Origin of the sequence: Allobosea sp. (genome assembly GCF_035944895.1) — a bacterium.
In the GTDB taxonomy this organism is placed as follows: Bacteria; Pseudomonadota; Alphaproteobacteria; order Rhizobiales; family Beijerinckiaceae; genus Allobosea.
Genome location: NZ_DASZAT010000005.1, coordinates 1,074,509 through 1,093,800 on the forward strand (window position 1 = coordinate 1,074,509; position 19,292 = coordinate 1,093,800).

Annotated in this window: 18 protein-coding genes; 10 read left to right on the forward strand and 8 right to left on the reverse strand. The window is 66.2% G+C overall.

Annotated features, from left to right (window positions below):
• Window positions 1-125: 125 nt before the first annotated feature.
• From corA to VGV58_RS07400, 3 genes are all read left to right on the forward strand, one after another.
• Window positions 126-1,181, forward strand: a complete 1,056-nt coding sequence (corA, locus tag VGV58_RS07390) for a magnesium/cobalt transporter CorA (protein ID WP_326873324.1) — start codon at window positions 126-128, stop codon at window positions 1,179-1,181.
• Between the two features lie 170 nt (window positions 1,182-1,351).
• A complete protein-coding gene (locus VGV58_RS07395; protein ID WP_326873325.1) occupies window positions 1,352-2,659 on the forward strand; it encodes a dicarboxylate/amino acid:cation symporter in 1,308 nt (435 codons plus the stop codon).
• Between the two features lie 62 nt (window positions 2,660-2,721).
• Window positions 2,722-3,621 (forward strand): amino acid ABC transporter substrate-binding protein, encoded by a 900-nt coding sequence (locus VGV58_RS07400; RefSeq protein ID WP_326873326.1) that lies wholly within the window; start codon window positions 2,722-2,724, stop codon window positions 3,619-3,621.
• A 57-nt stretch (window positions 3,622-3,678) separates the two neighbouring features.
• Here VGV58_RS07400 and VGV58_RS07405 read toward each other — a convergent pair whose 3' ends face one another.
• The 7 genes from VGV58_RS07405 to VGV58_RS07435 form a co-directional block, all read right to left on the reverse strand.
• Window positions 3,679-4,329, reverse strand: a complete 651-nt coding sequence (locus VGV58_RS07405; protein WP_326873327.1) for a hypothetical protein — start codon at window positions 4,327-4,329, stop codon at window positions 3,679-3,681.
• Complete coding sequence (locus VGV58_RS07410) at window positions 4,326-4,901, reverse strand: DUF1214 domain-containing protein (RefSeq protein WP_326873328.1); 576 nt, start codon at window positions 4,899-4,901, stop codon at window positions 4,326-4,328. Before VGV58_RS07410 ends, VGV58_RS07405 begins: the two co-directional genes overlap by 4 nt.
• 30 nt (window positions 4,902-4,931) lie before the next feature.
• Entirely contained in the window at window positions 4,932-7,142 is a 2,211-nt protein-coding gene (locus tag VGV58_RS07415; RefSeq protein ID WP_326873329.1) for a transglycosylase domain-containing protein, read from the reverse strand.
• Between the two features lie 159 nt (window positions 7,143-7,301).
• Entirely contained in the window at window positions 7,302-8,096 is a 795-nt protein-coding gene (locus VGV58_RS07420) for a class I SAM-dependent methyltransferase (protein ID WP_326873330.1), read from the reverse strand.
• A gap of 32 nt (window positions 8,097-8,128) precedes the next feature.
• Window positions 8,129-8,926, reverse strand: a complete 798-nt coding sequence (locus VGV58_RS07425) for an ABC transporter ATP-binding protein (protein WP_414643915.1) — start codon at window positions 8,924-8,926, stop codon at window positions 8,129-8,131.
• Window positions 8,923-9,990: a FecCD family ABC transporter permease gene (locus VGV58_RS07430; RefSeq protein WP_326873332.1), complete on the reverse strand. Its 1,068-nt coding sequence runs from the start codon at window positions 9,988-9,990 to the stop codon at window positions 8,923-8,925. The genes VGV58_RS07425 and VGV58_RS07430 overlap by 4 nt, the downstream gene beginning before the upstream one ends.
• Window positions 9,991-10,019: 29 nt before the next feature.
• A complete protein-coding gene (locus tag VGV58_RS07435) occupies window positions 10,020-11,141 on the reverse strand; it encodes an ABC transporter substrate-binding protein (protein ID WP_414643916.1) in 1,122 nt (373 codons plus the stop codon).
• A 204-nt stretch (window positions 11,142-11,345) separates the two neighbouring features.
• Between VGV58_RS07435 and VGV58_RS07440 the strand changes: the two genes are divergently transcribed.
• From VGV58_RS07440 to VGV58_RS07450, 3 genes are all read left to right on the forward strand, one after another.
• Window positions 11,346-11,840, forward strand: coding sequence for a YcgN family cysteine cluster protein (locus tag VGV58_RS07440; RefSeq protein ID WP_326873334.1), 495 nt, complete (start codon window positions 11,346-11,348; stop codon window positions 11,838-11,840).
• 71 nt (window positions 11,841-11,911) lie between these two features.
• Entirely contained in the window at window positions 11,912-12,151 is a 240-nt protein-coding gene (locus tag VGV58_RS07445; RefSeq protein ID WP_326873335.1) for an AbrB/MazE/SpoVT family DNA-binding domain-containing protein, read from the forward strand.
• Window positions 12,148-12,570 (forward strand): type II toxin-antitoxin system VapC family toxin, encoded by a 423-nt coding sequence (locus VGV58_RS07450; protein ID WP_326873336.1) that lies wholly within the window; start codon window positions 12,148-12,150, stop codon window positions 12,568-12,570. Before VGV58_RS07445 ends, VGV58_RS07450 begins: the two co-directional genes overlap by 4 nt.
• Window positions 12,571-12,592: 22 nt before the next feature.
• On the opposite strand, the gene VGV58_RS07455 is transcribed toward VGV58_RS07450, so the two are convergent.
• Window positions 12,593-13,738 (reverse strand): alpha-hydroxy acid oxidase, encoded by a 1,146-nt coding sequence (locus tag VGV58_RS07455; protein ID WP_326873337.1) that lies wholly within the window; start codon window positions 13,736-13,738, stop codon window positions 12,593-12,595.
• Between the two features lie 312 nt (window positions 13,739-14,050).
• Here VGV58_RS07455 and ppdK point away from each other — a divergent pair, with 312 nt between their 5' ends.
• The 4 genes from ppdK to VGV58_RS07475 all read left to right on the forward strand — a co-directional run bounded on the left by ppdK (window position 14,051) and on the right by VGV58_RS07475 (window position 19,143).
• Window positions 14,051-16,735 (forward strand): pyruvate, phosphate dikinase, encoded by a 2,685-nt coding sequence (gene ppdK, locus VGV58_RS07460; RefSeq protein WP_326873338.1) that lies wholly within the window; start codon window positions 14,051-14,053, stop codon window positions 16,733-16,735.
• Between the two features lie 25 nt (window positions 16,736-16,760).
• Complete coding sequence (locus tag VGV58_RS07465; RefSeq protein ID WP_326873339.1) at window positions 16,761-17,468, forward strand: HAD family hydrolase; 708 nt, start codon at window positions 16,761-16,763, stop codon at window positions 17,466-17,468.
• Between the two features lie 4 nt (window positions 17,469-17,472).
• Window positions 17,473-18,393, forward strand: coding sequence for an endonuclease/exonuclease/phosphatase family protein (locus VGV58_RS07470; protein ID WP_326873340.1), 921 nt, complete (start codon window positions 17,473-17,475; stop codon window positions 18,391-18,393).
• A gap of 540 nt (window positions 18,394-18,933) precedes the next feature.
• The gene (locus VGV58_RS07475) at window positions 18,934-19,143 is read left to right on the forward strand and encodes a cold-shock protein (protein ID WP_291675242.1); all 210 of its coding nucleotides are present in this window, start codon (window positions 18,934-18,936) and stop codon (window positions 19,141-19,143) included.
• The last annotated feature ends 149 nt before the right edge of the window (window positions 19,144-19,292 follow it).

Sequence of the window (19,292 nt, forward strand, 5' to 3'; positions counted from 1 at the left end):
CGCCGGAGGCCTGCCCTTCGATAGGTCGAAGGCCTCGTCGTCCCGCGTTGCGAAAAACGGTTCCCATCTCCCCCGGATTGGGTCTAGCCTGCCGATCATGAGCCGGCGATCGGTGGGGTGATCGCATGTCAGTGACGCAAATCAGGTTCGCAGCTTCGGCCGCCGCGGAAGCGCCTTCCGATCCGCCCGTCGATCATGGTCATCGCCATGAGGCCGGGGTCATCGCGTCGAGCGTCTATGCCCATGGCGTGCGCGTCGCCGACATCCCGGTCGAGGAAGCCGGAGAATGGTCCCGCAAGGACGGCCATGTCGTCTGGATCGGGCTGTTCGAGCCGGAGGCCGCGCTGCTCAAATGCGTGCAGCAGCAGTTCAACCTGCATCCGCTCGCCGTCGAGGACGCGACCAACGCCCACCAGCGGCCGAAGCTCGAGCAATATGGCGACGCGCTCTTCGTCGTCGCCCGCACCGCCCAGATGGTCGACAAGCGCATCGCCTTTGGCGAGACGCACATCTTCATCGGCCGCGGCTATATCGTCAGTGTCCGGCACGGCGCCTCGACCTCGTACACATCGGTCCGGCAGCATTGGGAGACCTGCCCGACCTCGCTGGCCAAGGGCGAGGACTTCATCCTCTACGCCATCCTCGATTTCATCGTGGACAATTACATGCCGGTGCTCGAGGCGATCCATGACGAGGTCGAGGAGATCGAGGACAAGGTTCTCGCCAGGCCGATGACGCGTGCCGACATCGAGCGCCTCTACATGCTCCGACGCGACCTCTTGCGCCTGCGCAATGCAGCCGGTCCGCTGGTCGACGTCTGCCAGCGCCTGACCAATGGCAGCGTATCGCAGGTCCGCCCGACGTTGGCGCCGATGTTCCGCGACGTGACCGACCATATCCGCACCGTGCAGGAGAAGATCGACAGCCTGCGTGAGGTGCTCGCCTTCGCCTTCGAGGCGAGCCTGCTCGTCGGCCAGAGCCAGGAGAATTCCATCACCAAGCGGCTTGCTTCCTGGGCGGCCATTCTCGCGGTGCCGACGGCGGTCGCCGGCATCTACGGCATGAACTTCAAGAACATGCCGGAACTGGAGATGCATTACGGCTACTACATCGTCCTCGGCTTCATCGTCACCGCCTGCCTGACGCTCTTCTGGCGCTTCAAGCGCAATGGCTGGCTCTGATGGCGGCGATATCGCGCCCTTTCGATGGCCCGGCCGGACGACGCGCCGAGATGCGCGTCATTGACATCGGATACGGCAAGTTGAACCTTCTGGTTGTGATCGGCCGGCCACGCCGATAGGCGCGCCGGCGGGCACTGCATTGTTGACCTTGAGCATGAGGGAGCGAGACAATGGCGGCCGCGGCGGAAACCAAGAAACGACCACCGATCACCATGTATGTGCTGATCGGCATGATCCTCGGCGTCATCGTCGGCTATATGTGCAACACCAACTACCCGGATCCGAAGGTCGCCGGGCAGATCGCCGACAACATCAACATCATCACCACGGTGTTCCTGCGGCTGATCAAGATGATCATCGGCCCGCTGGTGCTCACGACCCTGATCGTCGGCATCGCTCATATGGGTGACACCTCATCGATCGGCCGTGTCGGCATCAAGGCGCTGGGCTGGTTCATGGTCGCCTCGCTGATTTCGCTGGCGCTCGGGCTGATCCTGGCGAACATCCTCCAGCCCGGTCACAATATCGGCCTGCCGCTGCCCGATGTCGGTGCCGCGACCAATCTCAAGACCTCCTCCTTCACGCTGAAGGACTTCATCACCCACCTCGTGCCGAAATCGGTGGCCGAGGCGCTCGCCACCAACGAGATCCTGCAGATCGTGGTGTTCTCGCTCTTCGCCGGCATCGCGCTCGCCTCGATGGGCGAGACCGGCAAGGCTCTGACCGAGATGATCGATCAGATGGCCCATCTGATGCTGAAGATCACCGGCATGGTGATGTATTTCGCGCCGATCGCGGTGTTCGCCGCCGTGGCCTCGACCATCACCACCCAGGGGCTCGGCATCCTCGTCACCTTCGCCAAGTTCATGGGCTCGTTCTATCTCGGCCTGTTCCTGCTCTGGGGGCTGATGATCCTCGTCGGTTTCCTGATCCTGGGGCCGAGCGTTGCCAGGCTCGTCAGCCTGGTCAAGGAGCCGTTCCTGATCTCCTTCTCCACGGCAAGCTCCGAGGCGGCCTATCCGAAGATGCTGGAGGCACTCGACCGCTTCGGCGTCAGCCGCAAGATCTCCAGCTTCATGCTGCCGATGGGCTATTCCTTCAATCTCGACGGCAGCATGATGTACTGCACCTTCGCGGTGCTGTTCATCGCCCAGGCCTACGGGATCGAATTGTCCTGGGGCACGCAGATATCGATGATGCTGCTGCTCATGCTGACCTCGAAGGGCATGGCCGGTGTGCCGCGTGCCTCGCTGGTCGTCATCGCCGCGACCCTGAACCAGTACAACATCCCCGAGGCCGGGTTGCTGCTGATCATGGGCGTCGACCAGTTCCTCGACATGGGCCGCTCCGCCACCAACGCTGTCGGTAATTCGATCGCGGTGGCGAGTGTCGCCAAATGGGAGGGGCAGCTCGGCGAGCCGGTCGACGATCCGGCTGCCGCCGGCACTTCGGACGCTCTCGCGGGGCAGGCCGCCTGATCCGGCCGCCGCTCATCCTGGGATCACGGGGCGGCCGCCGTGGCCGCCCGAAAGGAGCGACGATGCGACGGCTCTTTGTCGGCCTGATCGCCGTATTCGGGTGCCTCATTGGGGCTGCAGCCTCGGCGCAGACCCAGTCGAATGCGCTCACCGGTACGCTGAAGAAGGCGCGCGATGCCGGGGCTGTGACCATCGGCTATCGCGAGGCCTCGTTCCCCTTTTCCTATCTCGACGCCAGGCGCGAGCCGATCGGCTATTCGATCGACCTCTGCCGATTGATCGTCGATGCCATGAGCGACGAGCTCGGCCGCGAACTTCAGCTCAAATGGGTTCCGGTGACGTCGGCCTCGCGCTTCGACGCGCTCACCAAGGGCGAGATCGATCTCGAATGCGGCTCGACCACTCAGAATCGCGAGCGGCAGGCGGTCGCCGCCTTCTCGCCGGTGACCTTCGTCGCTGGCACCAAGCTCATGGTCCGCAAGGATGCCGGCATCCGCTCCTTCCGCGACCTGAATGGGAAGACCGTGGTCGTGACCGCCGGCACCACCAACGAGAAGGCGATGAACGACCTGCAGGCGCGCTTCAAGACCGGCGCCACCATCGTCACCACGCCGGACCATGACCAGTCCTTCGCGCAGTTCATGGCCGGCAAGGCCGATGCCTATGCCGGCGACGACATCCTGCTCTACGGCATGATCGCGCGCGCCAAGGCCGAGGACAAGGTGATGGTGGTCGGCGATTTTCTCTCCTACGATCCTTACGGCATCATGTTCCGGCGCGACGATCCGGCGATGGCTGTCCTGGTCGACAAGATGTTCCGCACCATCGCCGAAAGCCGTGAGCTCGAGCACAGCTATAATCGCTGGTTCATGCACAAGCTGCCGGGCGGAGAGCGCCTGCGCCTGCCGATGAGCGCGCAGCTCGAGTCCATCTTCGGTACGCTGAGCGCGAAGCCGGACTGAGCAATTCGAGCAAAAGGGCGCAGCGGTTCTGCGTCCGGAATTGCATGAAGCTGAAGACTAGTCCGCCAACCCGCAGGCGACCCCGGTCGCCTGCGCCTCCGCCTCGCTGCGGTCGAAGGCGCGGCGGACCACCACCCTGGCGACGACGAGCCCCTGCAGCGATGGCGAGACCACCCGCAGCTCCCGCGACGTCTCGCCTTCCTCGTCATTGGCCAGCCGCTCGTCGAGCTGTTCCTGCGTCATCACCACGAATTCGAGCACGCCGCGGATCGCGGCCCGGTCGGTGATCGCATAGGCGACGCCGCCGCCGCGGCGATGGACGGTCAGGCCGAGCGGCAGCGAGCCGGTGCGCGCCACGACCCGCAGCGGCCCGGCCGCAAGATCGTAGCTGCACACTGCCGCGACGCTGTTGGGATCGCCGTCGAGGATCGCCGGCAGGCCCGCAGGTGGCGGCGTCACCAGCTCGGCGCGGCCGTTCGCGCCCAGCGCGGCATAGACGGTAGCGGCATCATGCGTGGCAAGGGTGGGGATGCGCAGCACGGTGACGATGTGGACGATGCCGGCGAGCAGCAGGCCGGCCAGGGTCAGCAGCACGAAGCGCAGCAGGCCGCTGCCCAGGCGCGCCAGAAAACGGTGCGGCGCATCCGCGTGGCTGGCCGACGGGTGCTTCGCGGCCGGCACGGCCTGGCCGTCGTCGATCGCGCTCACCGGCAATCGACCCTGGTGATGCGGGGCAGGGTGTCGGGCCTGAGCTCACCGGCATGGCTCGAGATCGGCGTGTCGTAGAGGCGCAGGCGCAGCTGGAAGCGCCCTCCTGCCGGCAGCGGCAGCCAATTGCCGGTCTCGGGCGTCGTCGCCAGCACGATGCGCATGCCGCCGCGCTCGCCGCGGACGATCTCGGCATCGGTGAAGCTTTCGCGCTCGATGGGCAGTTGCAGGGGCCGGCCTCTCGGATCGGCAATGCCGAGCGACCAGCCGCGCGCCGGCGGTGTCGCCCCGCTGACGAGATAGCGGCAGCGCGCATCCAGCGCCTGGCCGGCGTCATCTGCCCCAGCGATCAGCTCCAGCCCCTCGCCGGCGCCGAGCGGCAGGTGCACGCCGCGCGCCAGATAGGCCCGCATATAGGGATCGATGTCGCGCGCGCCGCTGTTCGGCCAGCTGGTCCAGGCGCCGACCTGGGCACGGCCGAACCAGGGCCGCTCCGCCACCGCATAGCGGGCGGAGGTCAGGCCGAGGCCGGCTCCGAGTGCGATCACATAGGCCAGTGGAAGGACACGCATGGAACGGTCCGGCTCCGCATGGGTGGCATGCTAGCGTATCGCGGTGAGGCCGGACGCGGCCTCGCGAGCTCCGACCTGGACGGAAGCCCGGGCCGTCCGCGGCATCTCGACAGCCTTGAACATCGCGCCGACCGAGGAGAGGACCTCGAAGGATTTGCGTGGCATATGGCCGGCGCTGGCGCGTGCCGCAGGGTCGGTGGCCTTTGCCACCGCCGCCTTGGCGTCGCCCGGCTGCGGCGTCACGCCCGGGATCGGCTTCAGCTCGATGCCCTGATGCGCGAAGGCCATGATCTCCTTCCAGGTCATCGCCGGCAGCGAGCCGCCGGTCATGTTGTTGGTCTCGGAGGAATCGTCGTTGCCGAACCAGATCGCGCCGACGAGGTTGCCAGTGTAGCCGACATACCAGGCGTCCTTGTAGCCATTGGTCGTGCCGGTCTTGCCGGCACTGACGACGCCGTCGAGCGCGGCGCGCCGGCCGGTGCCGGCGGTCGGCACGGTCGAGAGCATCTGGTTCATCTCGAAGGCGACCTGCGTGCTCAGCACCTGCGCAGGCGCCGGCTCGTCGCGGTCGTGGCGATAGATCTCCTCGCCGGCCGAGTTGCGGATGTCGAAGGCGGCATAGGGCTTGGCTCGCTTGCCGCCACTGGCGAAGACGGCGTAGCCGGCAGCCTGCTCGATCACGGTGACCTCGCCGGCGCCGATCGGCAACGAGACCGTGTCGGTCAGCGGCGTGGTCAGGCCCATGGCGCGGCAGGTCTCGACGATCTTCATCCGGCCGATGCGGGCGGCGCGGGCTTCATGCGTCTCGCCGGTGGCCTTGCCGATCGCGATCGACATCTGCACGGGGATCGTGTTGATCGACTTCGCCAGTGCCACCGTCAGCGGCATCGAGCCGGCATAGGAGCGCCCGTAATTGTTCGGGCACCAGTTGCCGATGCAGACCGGCCGATCGGTGACGATCGTGGTCGGCTTGTAGAGCCCGGCGCTCATCGCAGCCGCATAGACGTATGGTTTGAAGGAGGAGCCGGGCTGGCGCAGGCTCGATGTCGCCCGGTTGAACTGGCTCGCGCCGTAGTCGCGCCCGCCGACGATGGCGCGCACCGCTCCGTCCGGATCCATGATCACCGCCGCCGCCTGCCTGGCGCGATAGGCTGGCCCGTGCTGGCGCAGGATCGACTCGACGGCCTCGTCGGCGCGCTTCTGGATCGCCGGGTCATGCGGGGTCTTGACCGTGAGCACCCGCTCCGGACCGAGCTTGCCGTCATCTGCGAGCTTGCGGATCTCGTCGAAGGCCCAGTCGAGATAATAGTCCGGGCTGGATTCGCGCTTGCGATCGATCGGCGTCGCCGGATTGCGCTTGGCGGAGTCGACCTGGCCGGCGGTCATGAAGCCGGCATCGACCATGGCGTTCAGCACATCGTTGGCGCGCGCTCGCGCGGCCGGCAGGTTGACGTGCGGCGCGAACTTGGTCGGTGCCTTGAACAGGCCGGCGAGCATCGCCGCCTCCGCCAGCGTGACGTTCTTCACCGACTTGCCGAAATAGTATTCGGCCGCCGCCGCGACGCCGAAGGTGCCGCCGCCCATATAGGCGCGGTCGAGGTAGAGCTTCAGGATTTCGTTCTTGGTCAGCCGGTATTCCAGCCAGAGCGAGAGGAAGGCCTCCTTGATCTTGCGGTCGAGCGAGCGCTCATTGTTGAGGAAGAGGTTCTTGGCCAATTGCTGGGTCAGCGACGAGCCGCCCTGGACCACGCCCGAGGCGCGGGCGTTGACGGTGATCGCTCGGAAGGTGCCGATCACATCGATGCCGAAATGGTCGTAGAAGCGCCGGTCTTCGGTCGCCAGCACGGCCTTGAGCAGATGGTCGGGGAATTCCTCGAGCTTCAGCGAGTCGTCATGGCGGGCGCCGCGATGGCCGATCTCGGAGCCGTAGCGGTCGAGGAAGGTGACGGCGAAGACCTGGTTCTTCAGCGCTTCCTCACGCCCCTCACGAAAAGCGGGGATCGCCAGCATCAGCATCACGATCGCACCGGCGATGCCGACATTCAGCCCCTCACTGGCGAACTCGGCGGCGAGCCGTTTCGGGCCGCTGACTGTCAGCCGATCGGTCGCGCTGCGAATGCGCTCATAGATCTCGCCGGCGCGATGGCCGGCCGCGTAGAGCGAGGCGTCGATCCACGAGTCGGCGCTCAGCGCGAGGCGCTTCAGGCGGGTCGTCCAGCTCGCTTTCCGGAACTCGATCACGGTTGTGCGGCATCCTGAGCCTGCCGCGGGTGCGCGTCCGCGGTGTCCCGGACCTGCCGGCGAAGGCCGGGTCCGATCTCAGAAGGTAAGGGCTCGCGGCTCGGAACGGAAGTATGCGAAGGTGTGGTTACCCGACAAAATGGTCGGATTGCCCAGCAATCAGCCCTTGGTCGCCAGCACCGCGAAGCGCGTGGAGGAGGCGAGGCGAAGCGCGTCGTGCAGGGCGGCGTTGCGCTGCTGGGCCCTGACCACCTGCGCATAGTCGGCCGCCTCGATTCGAGCGAAACCGGCCTGGCGCAGCATCGTGCCCAGCCGCTCGAAGCTCAGCCCATCGCGGAAGAAGAAGCGCTTGGTGATCGAGTCGAAGGCGTCGCGGTCGGCGGCGTGCGGGGCGGCGCCGGAGCGCTCGCGCAGGAAGGTCGCGGCGCGGTTGATCAGGCCCTGCAGCCAGGAGCGGTTGATCCAGTCGCCATCGATGACGAGCAGCTTGCCGCCGGGCTTGAGCACCCGGAACCATTCGGCGAAGGCCGCTTCCGGATCGGTCAGGGTCCAGACCAGATGGCGGGTCACCAGCGCATCATAGGTCCCGTCGTCGTCGAGCAGGCGCTCGGCATCACCAGCGAGGATACGGGCCTTGCTGCCGTGCTTGGCACGGGCGCGGACCAGCATCTCCTCGGAGAAGTCGAGCGCCGTGACCTTGTGGCCCAGCGAGAGCAAAGCGCGGGTGATCTCGCCAGTGCCGCAGGCGAGGTCGAGCACCTCGCGCGGCTCCGCGCCGAAGGATTGCCGCAGCAGCGACTGGAAGGCGGCGAGTTCGGCGTCCGACTTGATGGCGTGGCCGACTTGGCTGTCGAAGCTGGCGGCCCGGCCGGACCAATAGGTCCGGATCTCCTCCTTGAGGGAGTAGTTGGCACCGGGGGCGGAAAGGCCGCTAGGAAGGCTGCTGTCTGACATCGGCGGTTCGCCAGGCTAAACTTGCGAGGGTGTTATTCCGCTGCCCGGGCGTGCGCAAGCCCGGCATCGCCGCGGCTGCGCCTGCGGGCCGAGCCGTGGACGACGATAAAGGGCGTCTCGCCCTCGTTCGCCTCGACCCGCGCGACGACGCCGTAGACCTCTTCCAGCAAAGCCGGCGTGATGATCTCGCGCGGAGCGCCGAAGGCGGCGAGCCGCCCTTGCGACAGCACCATCACCTTGTCGGCAATGCGCAGCGCCTGGTTGAGATCGTGGATCGCGATCAGCACGCAGATCTGCCGCTCGCGCGCCAGCCGGCCGACGAGGCTGAGCACCTCGAACTGGCGGTGCAGGTCGAGCGCGCTGGTCGGCTCGTCGAGCAGCATGATCTCGGGCCGGCGCACCAGCGTCTGGGCGATCGAGACGAGCTGGCGCTGGCCACCCGAGAGCTCGCCGAGGCCGCGGAAGGCGAGGTCGGCGATGTCGAGCGCATGTAGGGCCTCGTCGATCGCGGCGAGCTCGTCGTCGCCGACGCCCCAGGAGCCGCCCTGCTTGCGGGCGAGCAGGATCGATTCGTAGACGGTCAGCACTGCGTTGACCGCGGTATCCTGCGGCAGGTAGCAGGGCGTCTTGCCGGTGGTGCTCTCGACCTGGACGGAACCAGCGCCCGGGATCAGCCCGGCGATGCGGCGGAACAGGCTCGACTTGCCGGCGGCGTTGGGGCCGATCACGGCGACGACCTCGCCGCCGGTCATGGTCGGCGTCGTGATCCCCGAAAGGATCTGGCGCTTGCCATAGGCGACGCCGACATCGCTGAGTGCAAGGCGCTTCACCATGAGCGTTTCCGGCTGGTCAGGATCAGGCTGAAGAAGAACGGCACGCCGACCAGTGCGGTGACGATGCTGATCGGGAAGATCAGCCCGGGGATCAGCGACTTGCTGACCACCGAGGAGGCCGAGAGCACGGCGGCTCCGGCGAGCGCCGAGGCCGGCATGAAGAAGCGCTGGTCCTCGCCGATCACCATGCGGGCGATGTGCGGGCCGACCAGGCCGATGAAGCCGATCGTGCCGACGAAGGCGACGGGGACCGATGCGAGCAGGGCGACGAGCAGCATGGTCTCGAGCCGCAGGTGCCTGACGTTGATGCCGAAGCTCGCCGCCTTCTCGTCACCGAGCCGCAGCGTCGTCAGCGCCCAGGCCTGGCGTGCGAACAGCGGGATGCAGATGAGCAGCACGGCCGAGGTGATGGCGAGCTTGTGCCAGTTCGCCTTGGTCAGCGAGCCCATCATCCAGAACACGACCGCGCCCAGCGCCTGTTCCGAGGCGAAGAATTGCAGCAGCGCCAGCAGGGCGTTGAAGGTGAAGACCAGCGCGATGCCGAGCAGCACCACCGTCTCGGTGGTGACGCCACGGCGTTGGCTGAGCAGGTGGATCAGCAGCGAGGCGCCCATCGCCATCACGAAGGCGTTGAGCGGCACGACATAGTCGATGGCGAGCGGTACGATCGAGACGCCGAAGACCAGCGCCAGCGCCGCCCCGAAGCTCGCCGCCGCCGAGATGCCGAGCGTGAACGGGCTGGCGAGCGGGTTGTTCAGCACGGTCTGCATCTGCGCGCCGGCGATGGCGAGCGCGGCGCCGGTGACGACCGCCATCAGCGCGACCGGCAGGCGGATGTCCCAGATCACCACCCGGACGGCGGCCGGTGCGGTCGAAGGCGAGATCAGCGCATTGACCACCTCGGTCACGCTGTAGCGGGCCGGCCCGAGCATCAGGTCGACGATCAGGCAGACCAGCAGCACGGCGGCGAAGCCGGCGAGGATCAGCTTGCGGCGCAGCGCCAGCGCCCGGTAGGCGTCGCGGCCCTGGGCACTGCGCGGAGCCTCCGCTTGCTGGGTCACGACCTCGTCCGCGCTGGCGGGGGCAAGACTCACTTGCCCGCCTCGAGCGAGACCCAAAGGCCGGGCTCATAGGGCAGCGGCAGGAAGCGCTCGTGCAGCACCTTCATGGTCGCGCCCGGGTCGACATCCTTGAACAGCTCCGGATGCAACCACTTCGCGATCTCCTGGATCGCCACGAACTGGTAGGGGCTGTTGTAGAACTGGTGCCAGATGCCGTGGACACGGCCGTTCTTGACGGCGGCGGTCTGGGTGAAGGCCGGGCGCTTCATCAGATTGGTCAGCTTGCGGCGGGCCTCGGTCATGTCGGCGCCGTAGCCGAGGCCGACCCAGTTGCCGCCGGGCACATAGCCGTCCCAGTTGCTGCCGGTGACGATCACGACATCGGGATTGGAGGCGACGATCTGCTCGGCATTGACCGTGCCGAAGGTGCCGGGGATCAGCGGCGTCGCCAGGTTCCGGCCGCCGGCGAAGTCGACCATCTTGCCGAAGTTCTCGTTACCGAAGGACATGCAGCAATCATCGGAATAGCCGCCGGCGCGCTCGACCATGACGAGGGGACGCTTCAGGTCCTTGGCGCCGGCGAGACGGTCGGTCACGACCTTGATTTGCTCGGCGCGGAACTTGATGAAGTCCTCGGCGACCTGCTCCTTGCCGAAAAGCTTGCCGATCAGGCGCATCGACGGCTCGGTGTGCTCGAACGGCTTCTCGCGGAAGTCGACATAGACGACGGGGATGCCGACCGAGGCGAGCTTCTCGACCAGCTTGGCCTCGTCGCTGGCGATCTTGGCCTCGATGTTGAGGAAGAGCACGTCGGGCTTCAGCGCGATCGCTTGTTCGACGTCGAAGGCGCCTTCCTTCATGCCGCCGAAAGTCGGCAGCTTGGCGATTCCGGGATAGCGCTTCTCATAGGCGCGGAAGGTCTCGGGATCGGCCTTGCCGAGATCGTCGCGCCAGCCCACGACACGCTTGAACGGCTCGTCCTTGTCGAGCGCGCCGACGAAATACATCTGCCGGCCTTCGCCGAGGATGATCCGCTTCACCGGCGCCTCGACCTCGACCTTGCGGCCGACGATGTCGGTGACCGTGACCTTGTCGGCCAGTGCGGGCAGGGCCGTGGTGGCGAGGCCTGCAGTGACGGCAAGGGCGCGCAGCAGGTGGCGACGGGTCAGCATCGGAAAGCTCATATGCGAGGGAATTCTTTCTCCCGTTAGGCCGATCCGAGTATTGGGTCAATTTTCATAGATTATAATCCCTCTAAACAAAGATTAGAATGAATGTAAGATACGGGGTCGAATGGCGCCTCGCTGCGCCGCTCGCGCGCTTCCCTCCACGGCTTAGTCGGGGCATAAGCGGCCATGGCCGATGCGATAACCGACAGCACGCCTTTCTGGCGCAGCAAGACGCTCGAGGAGATGACCGAGGCGGAGTGGGAATCGCTCTGCGACGGCTGCGGCCGCTGCTGCCTGGTCAAGCTCGAGGACGAGGATAGCGGGCGCATTCACGCCACCGACATCGGTTGCCGCCTGTTCGACGCGGCGACCTGCCGTTGCCATGACTACGCCAATCGCTCGAAGACGGTGCCCGACTGCGTCACGCTGACGCCGGAGGCGGTGCGCACCCTGCCTTGGCTGCCGCCGACCTGCGCCTATCGGCTGATCGGGGAGGGCCGGGACCTGCCCTGGTGGCATCCTTTGGTTTCCGGCGATCCTCAGACTGTCATCGCCGCGGGCGTGTCTGTCCGGGGCAAGGTCCACGCGAACGAGGACGAGGTCGCCGAGGAGGAGATCGTCGAGCGCATCGTCGCCTGGCCGCTGCGCTGGCCGAAGGCGGCGCGAGGGCCACAGCGCTAGGTGCGCGTCAGGGCAACTTGTAGCGCCACGGCCAAAGTCTTACTCTTACAGGTAAGAGTAAGGAGGTGCCGATGCGGATCACGTCCAAGGGCCAGGTGACTATTCCCGCCGATATTCGCGAACGGGCCGGGCTCCTGCCCGAGACCGAGGTGGATTTCGAGTTCGACGGCAAGGTCGTGCGGATTGTGCCAGCCGTGGCGCGCCGTAAGATGGGACGCGGCGACAGGCTCGTCGCGCATCTGCGTCGGAGCAAGGGCGATATCGCCATGACGACCGATGAGATCATGGCGCTGACGCGCGAGCCCGAATGAGCGCAGTCCTCGTCGACAGCAATGTCCTGCTCGACATTCTGACGCAGGACGCCCGCTGGTGTGCCTGGTCGGCGCGAGCCCTATCCGAGGCCGCTGATCGGCAGCGGCTTGTGATCAACGCGATAGTCTATGCCGAAATCTCGACCCATTATTCACGGGTCGAGGATTTGGATGCGGCCCTCCCGACGACGATGCTGGAGCGGGAGCCGGTTCCATTCGCAGCTGCATTCCTGGCCGGCAAGTGCTTCCTTGCCTACAAGAGTCGAGGCGGTGTGAAGCAATCACCGCTCCCCGATTTCTTCATCGGCGCACATGCAGCGGTCGCCGGCTACACGCTGATCACGCGCGATGCGTCCCGCTATCGGACATATTTCCCCGGCTTGCCGCTGATCGCTCCGGACGCAACAGATCAAATCTGAAGCCTTGGAACTTGGGCCGACTCTATCTGAACCGCAGATTCTCGCGCGACAGCTGGTCGAGACTGGTGACGCCCATCAGCTTCATGCTGCGCTCGACTTCCGTCTTGAGCTGGCCGAGGGCGCGTTCGACGCCGGGCTGCCCAGCCGCCGCGAGCGGATAGAGATAGTAGCGCCCGATGCCGACGGCCTTGGCCCCGAGCGACAGGGCCTTCAGCACATGCGTGCCGCGCTGGATGCCGCCGTCCATGATCACGTCGATCTTGTCGCCGACCGCATCGACGATCTCGGCGAGCTGGTCGAAGGCGGCGCGCGAGCCGTCGAGCTGCCGGCCGCCATGGTTGGAGAGGATGATGCCGGTGCAGCCGATCTCGGCGGCGCGCTTCGCGTCGGCGACCGACATGATCCCCTTGAGGCAGAACTGCCCGGACCAGAGTTTGACCATCTCGGCGACGTCGTCCCAGGTCATCGACGGGTCGAGCATCTCAGTGAAATAGCGGCTGATCGACATCACGCCGCTGCCCATGTCGACATGGCTGTCGAGCTGCGGCAGGCTGAATTTCTCATGGGTGAGGTAGTTCAGCGCCCATTGCGGCTTGATCGCGAACTGGGTGATGCCGGCGAGGTTGAGCCGGAACGGGATCGAGAAGCCGGTGCGCAGGTCGCGCTCGCGATTGCCGCCGGTGATGCTGTCGACGGTCAGCATCATGACGTTGACGCCGGCGCTCTTGGCGCGCTCCATCATCGCCCGGTTCAGGCCGCGATCCTTGTGGAAGTAGAACTGGTAGACCTGCGGCCCGCTATGGGCCTTGCGCAATTCCTCGAGGCTGATCGTGCCGAGCGAGGACACGCCGAACATGGTGCCATAGCGCGCCGCGGCCGCTGCGACCGCTCGCTCGCCCTGATGATGGAAGAGCCGCTGCAAGGCCGTCGGCGAGCAGTAGAACGGCACGGCGAGCTTCTGACCCATCACCGTGACGGAGGTGTCGAGGCTGCTGACGCCGCGCAGGACGCTCGGAACGAGGTCGCAGCGCTCGAAGCTCTCGGAATTGCGCCGGAGGGTGACCTCGTCATCGGCGCCGCCATCGATGTAGTTGAAGATCGGGCCCGGCAGCCGCTTCCTGGCGAGAGTGCGGAAGTCGTGGAAGTTGTGGCAGTCGTTCAGGCGCATCGTTTGCTTCGGCGTCGTTCTGGCAAGGCGAGCATGTGCCGGCGACCATTGGATCGGCTGCCGTCGTTGCTGTCCGGAGGCGGGAGCGGCACTCTATCGCGCAGCGCCGGCCTTGGCCATATTGCGCGGCACTGTGCGCGGCTCGGGATTGCCGGGCAGTGGCTGGCTCCGTCGCATGATCATTGATTGTTCATCCGGTTTTCGGCATGACCACGCCGCACCCGGTGCGCTGCAACAAGCGGGCGCCGCAAATGCGAAACCAGGCGGACCCGCCGGCGTTGATGTCGGCGACAACGTTGGGAAAGGCAGGCTATGGCAGGGCAGAAGTGGGTCTACACCTTCGGCGACGGCAAGGCCGAAGGCGAGGCGGGCATGAAGAACCTGCTCGGCGGCAAGGGCGCGAACCTGGCCGAGATGAGCAATCTGGGGCTTCCGGTGCCTCCGGGCTTTACCATCACCACGCAGGTCTGCACCTGGTATTACGACAACGGCAAGAGCTTCCCGGCCGAACTCGATGGTGAGGTCAAGGATGCGCTCGCCGGCATGGCGAAGCTCACCGGCAAGACCTTCGGCGACCCGGCCAATCCGCTGCTGGTCTCGGTCCGCTCCGGTGCTCGCGCCTCGATGCCGGGCATGATGGACACCGTCCTCAATCTCGGCCTCAACGACGTCACCGTCGAGGCGGTCGCCAAGGCCTCGGGCGATGCCCGTTTCGCCTATGACAGCTATCGCCGCTTCATCACCATGTACTCGAACGTCGTGCTCGACATCGATCACGGCCATTTCGAGGAGGCGCTCGAGGACTACAAGGAGCGCAAAGGTCTCCATCTCGACACCGACCTCTCGGCCGATGACTGGAAGATTCTGGTTGGCAAGTACAAGGACATCGTCAGGAAGGAGCTCGGCTCCGACTTCCCGCAGGACCCGCAGCAGCAGCTCTGGGGCGCGGTCGGCGCCGTCTTCTCGTCCTGGATGAATGCCCGCGCCATCAAGTACCGCGAGCTCAACAGTATCCCGGCTTCCTGGGGCACGGCGGTCAACGTCCAGTCGATGGTCTTCGGCAATATGGGCGAGACCTCGGCGACCGGCGTCGCCTTCACCCGCAATCCCTCGACCGGCGAGAACGCGCTCTATGGCGAGTTCCTGATCAACGCCCAGGGCGAGGACGTCGTCGCCGGCATCCGCACGCCGCAGGACATTACCGAGGCGGCCAAGGCCGCCGCCAAATCCGACAAGCCTTCGATGGAGAAGGCGATGCCGGAGGCCTATGCCGAGCTCTGCCGCATCTACGGCATCCTCGAGAAGCATTACCGCGATATGCAGGACATGGAGTTCACCATCCAGGAGGGCAAGCTCTGGATGCTGCAGACCCGTTCCGGCAAGCGCACCGCCAAGGCGGCGCTCAGGATCGCGGTCGAGCTCGCCCGCGAAGGCCTGATCACCGAGACCGAAGCGGTCGGTCGCGTCGAGCCCGGCGCGCTCGACCAGCTCCTGCATCCGACCATCGACACCAAGGCCGAGCGCCGCGTGCTGACCGCCGGCCTGCCGGCCTCACCCGGCGCCGCAGCCGGCGAGATCGTCTTCACCTCCGAGGCCGCCGAGGCCGGCAAGAAGGCGGGCAGGAAGGTCATTCTCGTCCGCGTCGAGACCTCGCCTGAGGACATTCACGGCATGCACGCCGCCGAGGGCATCCTGACCACGCGCGGCGGCATGACCTCGCATGCGGCGGTCGTGGCGCGCGGCATGGGCAAGCCCTGCGTCTCCGGTGCTGGCCAGATTCGGGTCGATTACGCCAAGGGCACGATGACCGTGGGCGCAACCACGCTGAAGGCCGGCGACTTCGTCACCATCGACGGCAGCAACGGCCAGGTGCTGCTCGGCGAGGTCAAGATGCAGCAGCCCGAGCTCTCCGGCGACTTCCGGACGCTGATGGGTTGGGCCGACAAGGTTCGCCGTCTCAAGATCCGCGCCAATGCCGAGACGCCACGCGACGCCAAGGCGGCCCGCGAATTCGGCGCCGAGGGCATCGGCCTCTGCCGCACCGAGCACATGTTCTTCGATGCCGGCCGCATCCTCGCCGTGCGCGAGATGATCCTGGCCGATGAGGAGAAGGGCCGGCGGGCCGCGCTCGCCAAGCTCCTGCCGATGCAGCGTCAGGACTTCGTCGAGCTCTTCACCATCATGCAGGGCCTGCCGGTCACGATCCGCCTGCTCGATCCGCCGCTGCACGAGTTCCTGCCGCACACGGACGAGGAGATCGCCGAGGTCGCGGCGGCGATGGGCACGACCACTGACAAGCTGAAGCGTCGCGCCACCGAGCTGCACGAATTCAACCCGATGCTCGGCTTCCGCGGCGTGCGCCTCGCCGTCGCCTATCCCGAGATCGCCGAGATGCAGGCGCGCGCGATCTTCGAGGCGGCGGTGATCGCCGCCAAGGAGACCGGCCACCCGGTCATGCCGGAGGTGATGGTGCCGCTCGTCATGGGCTCGCCCGAGCTCGACCTGGTCAAGGGCCGGATCGACGCGATGGCGGACGCCGTGAAGACGGAGAGCGGCACGCAGTTCACCTATCAGGTCGGTACCATGATCGAACTGCCGCGCGCTGCGCTGCGGGCGGAGGAGATCGCGGGGAGTGCCGAGTTCTTCTCCTTCGGCACCAACGACCTGACGCAGACCACGCTCGGCATCAGCCGTGACGACGCTGGCTCCTTCCTCGGCTCCTATACGGCGCGCGGCCTGCTCGAATCCGATCCCTTCGTGACGATCGACCAGGACGGCGTCGGTGAACTGGTCAGGATCGCCGTCGAGCGCGGCCGCAAGGCGCGGCCGAACATCAAGCTCGGCATCTGCGGCGAGCATGGCGGCGATCCCGCCTCGATCGGCTTCTGCGAGAGTGTCGGCCTGGATTACGTCTCCTGCTCGCCCTTCCGCGTGCCGATCGCGCGCCTCGCTGCTGCGCAGGCGGCTCTGGGAGCGATCAAGGCCAAGGACGCCTGAGAAGTCGGGGAGGGCGCGATCCATCATGGCGGCACGTGCCCTCACCACCATCGGCTTCGATGCCGACGACACGCTCTGGCAGAATGAGCAGTTCTTCCGGTTGACGGAAGACCGCTTCGTCGCGTTGCTCGGCGAGCATGGCGAGGCGGCCGAGATCTCCGGCAAGCTGCTCGAGGCCGAGAAGCGCAACCTTGCCTTCTACGGTTTCGGCATCAAGGGCTTCACCCTCTCGATGATCGAGACCGCGCTGGAGGTCACGCGCGGGCAGGTGCCGCCGGCGGTGATCGGCGAGATTCTCGCCGCCGGCCGCGAGATGCTCCGCCATCCGGTCGAGACGCTGCCGCATGCACAGGATGCGCTCGCGGCGCTCGCCGGCCGCTACCGGCTGGTGCTGATCACCAAGGGCGATCTCTTCGACCAGGAGCGCAAGCTGGCCCAGTCAGGGCTCGGCGATTTCTTCGACGCGGTCGAGATCGTCAGCGACAAGAGCGCCGCGACCTATGAGAAGCTCTTCGCCCGCCATGGCGACGGGCCGGGGCGAGCCATGATGGTCGGCAACTCGCTGAAATCCGACATCGTCCCGGCGCTCGCCGCCGGCGCCTGGGCTGTGCACGTGCCGCACGCGTTGACCTGGGCTCTGGAGCATGCCGAGGAGCCGACCGGGCACGAGCGCTATCGGGCACTGCCCGATCTCGCAGGGTTGGCGGCGGTGCTCCGCGACATCGACGCTTGATGCGATGACGCTCCGTCGCGTTGCTGGATACGTCGCTGCACTTGCCGTGGCCGCCGCCCTGCTTGCTACCGCGCTCGGCGCGATGGCCGGGCTTTTCCCGTATCTGGAACTGATCAATCACTTCAGATGGGTGCTGCTCGGCGGCTCGGCCATCGTGGCATTGGCGGCGTTCTGGGCCGGCGGACGGGTGCTTGTCCGCCTCGGCATCGTGGTGCTGGCCGTCAATGCGCTGCTGGCGGCCGTGCCGCTGATGTCGCAGGCTTCGTCGGCTGCGCGACCGACGCTGCGCGTGACGACGTTCAATGTCTGGATCGGCAATCGTGAGCCGCAAGCTGTCGTCAACTTCCTGCGCGAGGAAGATGCCGACGTCGTCGTCCTGCAGGAGGTCGGCAGCAGGCTAGAACAGGAGATCGTTCCGCCGCTCAAGGACAAGTATCCGCATGTCATGTCTTGCGCCCGGCGCAATTGCGGACTCGTCCTGCTGTCGAAGACGGCGTGGCTCGATGCCGGTTTTTCGGATCGAACGCATGCCAGCCCGCCAGTGGTGTGGGCGCGCTTTGCTGGAAGCGGCAAGCCCTATGTGATCACGGGCCTGCATCTGGCCTACCCGTTTCAACCGGAGATGCAGGTCGACCACATCGATTGGCTCGCCGATCGCCTGCGAAAGGCGCAAGACACACAGATGCTGGTCGGCGATTTCAACCTCACCCCTTTTTCTCTCAAGCTCAACTCACTGGCATTCAAGGCGAACCTGCGTCGCCACGCGACATTGGGCGCCTCGTGGCCTGCCGTCCGTTTCATGCCTGTCGTCTTGCTCGATAATCTGCTGGCCAGTCCCGAGGTCAGGGCGGTCAGTGTACGCTACGGCGCCGACAGTCACGGCTCGGACCATTACCCGGTGACGTTCGATATCGCGCTCGATTGACGGCGCGCCGGCCGCTTGTGCGAAGCTGGGCAATTGGCCATGCGTGGACTCGCGGCCGCTATGCGAAGTGGGTATCCGATGAAGCGACCTAAGCGCGTAGTCTGGAGCTGCGCTGTCGTCCTGTTGCTGGCGAGCTGCGGCCGGGAGTGGCAACAGGGAAACATCGGGCTCGGCCCCCAGACACCCAAGCCATTGGCTGAGGCCCAGACACTTTGCGCAGATCAAGTGGCCGAGCGGGGCTTGTATAACGGGTGCATGCACCAGTACGGCTGGGTCAATGCGCCGACCACTATCTTGACCCCCTAGTGCAAGCCTTCGAGTTCCAGCAATGGGCCTTGCTGGACCGAGCTTGCAATTTATGCTAGGTCCCCCGATGTAAGACGAGATGCGGCCGGTTCTGGCCAATCCTCCGCGCGGGTATTCCGACCGGCGGGCCACTTCAGATCCACCACACGTCGATACAAGACCAGGGCGGGCGTCCGCGCGCCGGACCTGGGTTCCATGAATACGCGGATCTGAAGTGCAAGGATTAGTCCCGCTATGAACAAGGGCACCGTCAAGTGGTTCAACGCCACCAAGGGCTACGGCTTCATCACCCCTGAGGCCGGCGGCCCGGACGTTTTCGTCCACATCAGCGCCGTCGAGCGCGCTGGCCTGCGCGAGCTGCGCGAAGGTCAGGTCGTCTCCTACGAGCTGATCGCCGATCGCAAGACCGGCAAGTCCTCGGCTGGCAACCTCGTCGCCAACTGAAGGCATTTTTCGGGCGGACATCAGTGTCCGCCCGTTTCCAGACGCAGGCCATAGCCTGCGATACACGACATCCCCCGGCGCAGTGGCTAGCGGTTCGCCGGGCGGAAAGAGACCATGCGTAGACCGAGACGGCATGTCGAGGCGCTTCC

Coding starts and splice junctions, on each gene's coding strand:
- corA (WP_326873324.1), top strand. CDS start 126: ATGTCAGTGACGCAAATCAGGTTCGCAGCTTCGGCCGCCGCGGAAGCG.
- VGV58_RS07410 (WP_326873328.1), bottom strand. CDS start 4,901: ATGCGTGTCCTTCCACTGGCCTATGTGATCGCACTCGGAGCCGGCCTC.
- VGV58_RS07420 (WP_326873330.1), bottom strand. CDS start 8,096: ATGTCAGACAGCAGCCTTCCTAGCGGCCTTTCCGCCCCCGGTGCCAAC.
- ppdK (WP_326873338.1), top strand. CDS start 14,051: ATGGCAGGGCAGAAGTGGGTCTACACCTTCGGCGACGGCAAGGCCGAA.
- VGV58_RS07450 (WP_326873336.1), top strand. CDS start 12,148: ATGAGCGCAGTCCTCGTCGACAGCAATGTCCTGCTCGACATTCTGACG.
- VGV58_RS07455 (WP_326873337.1), bottom strand. CDS start 13,738: ATGCGCCTGAACGACTGCCACAACTTCCACGACTTCCGCACTCTCGCC.
- VGV58_RS07475 (WP_291675242.1), top strand. CDS start 18,934: ATGAACAAGGGCACCGTCAAGTGGTTCAACGCCACCAAGGGCTACGGC.
- VGV58_RS07440 (WP_326873334.1), top strand. CDS start 11,346: ATGGCCGATGCGATAACCGACAGCACGCCTTTCTGGCGCAGCAAGACG.
- VGV58_RS07470 (WP_326873340.1), top strand. CDS start 17,473: ATGACGCTCCGTCGCGTTGCTGGATACGTCGCTGCACTTGCCGTGGCC.
- VGV58_RS07445 (WP_326873335.1), top strand. CDS start 11,912: ATGCGGATCACGTCCAAGGGCCAGGTGACTATTCCCGCCGATATTCGC.
- VGV58_RS07400 (WP_326873326.1), top strand. CDS start 2,722: ATGCGACGGCTCTTTGTCGGCCTGATCGCCGTATTCGGGTGCCTCATT.
- VGV58_RS07395 (WP_326873325.1), top strand. CDS start 1,352: ATGGCGGCCGCGGCGGAAACCAAGAAACGACCACCGATCACCATGTAT.
- VGV58_RS07465 (WP_326873339.1), top strand. CDS start 16,761: ATGGCGGCACGTGCCCTCACCACCATCGGCTTCGATGCCGACGACACG.